This is a genomic window from Limnobaculum eriocheiris (genome assembly GCF_021010575.1).
In the GTDB taxonomy this organism is placed as follows: domain Bacteria; phylum Pseudomonadota; class Gammaproteobacteria; order Enterobacterales; family Enterobacteriaceae; genus Limnobaculum; species Limnobaculum eriocheiris.
The window spans coordinates 1-4,326 of record NZ_JAJNAG010000081.1; the positions used below are offsets into that span (position 1 = coordinate 1).

At 44.9% G+C, this 4,326-nt stretch carries 8 protein-coding genes; 7 read left to right on the top strand and 1 reads right to left on the bottom strand.

What is annotated here, in order from left to right; genetic code table 11:
- The first annotated feature begins 173 nt into the window (after nucleotides 1-173).
- The 7 genes from LPW36_RS17900 (at nucleotide 174) to LPW36_RS17450 (ending at nucleotide 4,005) form a co-directional block, all read left to right on the top strand.
- Entirely contained in the window at nucleotides 174-374 is a 201-nt protein-coding gene (locus tag LPW36_RS17900; RefSeq protein WP_338085996.1) for a hypothetical protein, read from the top strand.
- 106 nt (nucleotides 375-480) lie between these two features.
- Nucleotides 481-906, top strand: a complete 426-nt coding sequence (locus LPW36_RS17430) for a lysozyme (protein ID WP_230611850.1) — start codon at nucleotides 481-483, stop codon at nucleotides 904-906.
- Nucleotides 903-1,328 carry a hypothetical protein gene (locus tag LPW36_RS17435; protein ID WP_230611852.1) on the top strand — a complete coding sequence of 142 codons (426 nt, stop codon included), beginning with the start codon at nucleotides 903-905 and terminating at the stop codon, nucleotides 1,326-1,328. The genes LPW36_RS17430 and LPW36_RS17435 overlap by 4 nt, the downstream gene beginning before the upstream one ends.
- Nucleotides 1,267-1,425 carry a hypothetical protein gene (locus tag LPW36_RS18045; RefSeq protein WP_420844816.1) on the top strand — a complete coding sequence of 53 codons (159 nt, stop codon included), beginning with the start codon at nucleotides 1,267-1,269 and terminating at the stop codon, nucleotides 1,423-1,425. Before LPW36_RS17435 ends, LPW36_RS18045 begins: the two co-directional genes overlap by 62 nt.
- 263 nt (nucleotides 1,426-1,688) lie before the next feature.
- Nucleotides 1,689-2,225 (top strand): hypothetical protein, encoded by a 537-nt coding sequence (locus tag LPW36_RS17440; protein WP_230611854.1) that lies wholly within the window; start codon nucleotides 1,689-1,691, stop codon nucleotides 2,223-2,225.
- 195 nt (nucleotides 2,226-2,420) lie between these two features.
- Complete coding sequence (locus tag LPW36_RS17445; protein WP_218466280.1) at nucleotides 2,421-2,918, top strand: hypothetical protein; 498 nt, start codon at nucleotides 2,421-2,423, stop codon at nucleotides 2,916-2,918.
- A 4-nt stretch (nucleotides 2,919-2,922) separates the two neighbouring features.
- A complete protein-coding gene (locus LPW36_RS17450) occupies nucleotides 2,923-4,005 on the top strand; it encodes a DUF3383 family protein (protein ID WP_230611857.1) in 1,083 nt (360 codons plus the stop codon).
- Between the two features lie 212 nt (nucleotides 4,006-4,217).
- Here the strand turns inward: LPW36_RS17450 and LPW36_RS17455 are convergent.
- The coding region (locus LPW36_RS17455; RefSeq protein ID WP_230608631.1) for an IS1 family transposase at nucleotides 4,218-4,326 on the bottom strand (109 nt) is incomplete at its 5' end.

Consider the following 4,326-nt stretch of genomic DNA (forward strand, 5'->3'; position numbering starts at 1 on the left):
TCTTGCGACACTCTCCGCTAATTTTAAGACGAACAGTACTCAGTACTGTTCTTAATCATCTCGCCAAAACCTACCAGAGTATGGTGTTGGTTTATTAGCGCTGATTTTGTGGGGATCCCTCAGCGCTTTGCGGGGCTTTTTTATTTCTCCCGTTTGGGAGTTGGAAAAAACAAATGCCAATAAAAGAACCTGAAAACTTCAATTTATTTAGCTACCTGCTCGTGTTGATTATGACTTTATTGGGCGCTATCGCCAGCTATGCCTATCGGATTCTTAATGGCGAGGAGTTTCGCTGGTCGATTCTTTTCCTGCAAGCCATTGTTGCCATCTTTGCCGGCGCGTTGGTGTTACTGGCGGCCAATTACTACCACTAGGCAGCTGAGTTTGCCGGTGGCATTGCCGGATTATCCGGCTGGTCTGGTGCGGAATTTATTAAAACCCTGGAGAAGCGCTTCCTGACGCGGGCTAACGGAGGAAATCATGATAACTAGTCAACAGGGTGTGGATCACATTAAGTCTTTCGAATCCTGCCAGTTAAAAGCCTACCTCTGCCCGGCAAACGTATGGACTATCGGTTATGGCCATACTGCAGGTGCTAAATCAGGGGACCAAATCAGTCAGATGCAGGCGGAACGCTATCTGAAAGCAGATTTGGTTCGTGTAGAGCAGGATATTCAAAAAATTGTTCGTGTTCCTCTAACGCAGGGGCAGTTTGATGCGTTGGTTTCCTTTGCATTTAACTGTGGAACCCGGGCTCTCAGCACCTCAACCCTGCTACGCAAACTTAACTTACGAGATTACAGCGGTGCCGCCGAAGAGTTTTCCCGCTGGGTATATGCCAAGGGAAAAAGGCTGGGTGGGCTGGAACGCCGTCGCCGTCTGGAAAAGCGGATGTTTGAGTCATGAGTTTTACCAATAAGTGGATCACTGCCGCATTCGCGGCTTTATGCATTGTTGTGTTGCTGTTTTATTGCCGCTGGTTGAGTCATCAACTGAATCAGCTAAGGAATGAGAAGCGACAGGCAGTGGTGGCGTTAGCAGAGGAACGGGCCTATTCAGCCAGGATCAGGACCCAGTACTTGCAAATCCAGGAGGTGATGGATGGTGTTGCAGAGCAAAAACAACAGAGTGAAAAACGCACTGCGGCGTTGCAAAGGGCGTTGGCACAAAGCCAACTGGAGAGCCCCTGCGTTGCTGTTCCCGTTCCTGATGCTGTTACTCAGCGGCTGCGCGAAAGAGCCGCTGAAGTCAACGCCACCGCTGCCGGTGCCAGCCAGCCTGTTCAGGCCTTGTCTGGTACCGGCGTATCAGGTTCAACACTATGGTGATTATCCCGGTTATATCGCCGAGCTTTTCACCGTTATTGAACAATGTAATGGGCAACTAAGGGGGGTACAGAAAATTCTGAATACATCGGCAAAGTAAAAATTCTATATGCCACTACCAACGGACCCCTATTTTTCATCATTTTTCAGAGTGGGAAAGCTCGGTGCTGGTTATATTATTTAATTTATTGTTCTTTGATTGTTTATAAATTATTGAATTTAATTTTGCCACACATAATCGTGTGGTTTTTTTATTTGGGAAATCTATGACAGCTAATATTTCAACCGTTTCATCTACTCTGGCATTGTTGGCGAGACAGGACCGATGAAGAGTTTTAATCGTCCGGTTGGAAATTTTAAATCATGGATGATTTACAACTATATGTCTGGATTTTAAATGGTAATGGATTAAAAGCCCGAATGCATGGGTTGATGTGTCATACTGCAATAGATAATTTTGTTATTGAAGGATGTAATTTCCAATATAACCAGATGGATGGCGCTCGTTTTGAAGCCGCTACCCATAAAATCAGATCTTGTAATAATATCTACAGCAATAATGATTACTGTGGTGTGACCTTTAATTGCGGCAGTTTAACTGCAGCCGGTTTTCCGTTACTTAAACATGATGCCAAGTTTGATGACACATTTGAGTTTAACGGAAATGATGGATTTGTGGATATGAGCGGTAGCCATGGGTTAATTATTTCAGGAACTTTTGGGCGAAATGCTGGCAATGGTATCAGTGTTCAGAAGAATGGCGAGCAGCAAATCGTAAATGCTATTATTTATGATAATGGACGAAATTCGGCTGCTCAACAATATACGTTAAAGTCAGAGCAGGTACTGTTAATGATACTAATCAGTATGTCGTTCAATCAGGCAATACTTATCAATTAACCTATGTTTCACCTACTAACTTTCAAGTCACTAAGCTTTATATAATTCAATATAAAAACATTTTAACTAAATAAAGTTGTTTTTTCTAAACTGTCATTTAACAATAGTGGTTGTTTCAACAACTAACTCCTGCCTCGCACTATGCGGGGCTTTTTTATTTATCCCATCTACTGAATATCAATTCTTGAGGTTTTCATGGCGATAAGCATTGAACAGCAGTTGAAAAACTTGCTGCAACCCCTGCTGGACGCCAGCCTGATTGTTAAGGGGGAAGCAGTACCGGAAGAACCTTATGCTGAATTAAGTATGGTTTCCTGTACAGCATTAGGCATGAGTGATGAGGTTGGACAGGAGGTCGATGAACAGGGTTATTTGATCATCCGTGGTCAACGTCGGGCCGAGATTGCTATTCACTACCGTGGAGAAGGGGTAGTGGAGCAATTAAATAAACTCAGCGACAGACTGAGAAAAGTATCCGTGTCAGAGCGGTTTCAACTGGCACAAATAGGAATAGAAGGTAGCGCTCAACTTAAAACAGAAATGAAAGAAGACGCTGAATGGACACCAAACTCAGAAACCTATCTGAGTTTTTTCATCCACTATTCCGTCATTATCAAGGACGCCATTAGCGTAATTGAGAATATCCATGCTGCCACTGACGGTAGCGAAATCATGATTAACTTAACGAGGTAAAACAATGGGTTCTCTGAATCAGATTGTGAATGTAAATATTGCACTAAGTACTACCAGTGTACCGCGTGGTGTTTTTGGCGTGCCAATGGTTATTGCTCCATTAACCACTTTTACTGAACGTGTTCGTGTTTATCTGGACTACAATGCGGCTCAGGAAGATGAGCTGCCGGCAGACGTACTGAAAGCGCTGCGTGCAGTATTTAGCCAAACCCCACGCCCACAAATGTGTAAAGTAGGTCGTTTGGATGTTGGCACTGAAGGGAAAGTGGCTGCTGATACGCTGGCTGCACAGCTGTCAGCTATTCAGGCTGAAGATGCTAACTGGTATGGCTTTGCGCTGACAGAACGTACTCCGGCACTGCAATTAGCGGCTGCGGAATGGGCTGAAACTCAAACCAAAATGTTCTTCACTTCCAGTGCGGAAGCTGCAATTACTGATGCCAGCAGCACTACCGATGTTCTGTCTTCACTGTCGGCTAAAAACTACCTGCGTACCGCGGTTATTGTTGATAAACATGCTGCCGGGCAATATCTGGAAATGGCCTGGATGGGGCGTTGCTTTACCATTGCTCCAGGGGGAGAAACTTGGGCTCTGAAACAACTTTCTGCTGTGGAAGCCTCTGACTGGAGCGCAACCGAACAGCAAACGATCCTGAAAAAAGGCGGCAATACCTTCGAGCGTTTTGCTCCACAAATCTACCTGACTACTCCGGGTAAAGTGGTCAGCGGTGAGTGGGTGGATGTGATCCGTTTCCGTGACTGGTTGGCCGATGCTATTCAAACCAGTCTGAGTACTCTGATGATCAACCGTAATAAAGTGCCTTATACCGATGGTGGTATTGCGCTGATTGTAAACAATCTGACCGGTTGTCTGACTGAAGGTCAACGTGTTGGTGGTATTGCGCCGGATGAAATCGATGCAGACGGTAATAATGTCAAAGGTTTCGTAGTGACTTATCCACGCAGCGTAGATGTCCCATTCCAGGACAAAGCCGACCGTATTCTGAATTTAGCGTTCTCTGCTCGTCTGGCTGGCGCTATTCATCTAACTAACATCAACGGCAATCTGTCGTATGAATTACAATAATAAGGAGCAACTAAACTATGGCAGCTGAATTAACAGGTACTTATAAAGGCGATCAGGTTTTTGTTACCGTAGGTCCGGTTCTGATTTCTGGTTTTAGCGATGGTGACGCAATCACTGTTAAGCGTGCAGAAGGTCTATATACATCAAAAGTTGGTATTGATGGCGGTGTAGCCCGGGTACGTAATGCAAATAAATCGGGTCGTGACGCAGATTTAGTGGTAATGATTGATCGTCAGATACCATCCGATGATCTTATCGTGCATTTCTTCTGACTTTGAGAAGCAGATAGTCTTGCGGGTCAACCGTTTAAGATGGGTTCGC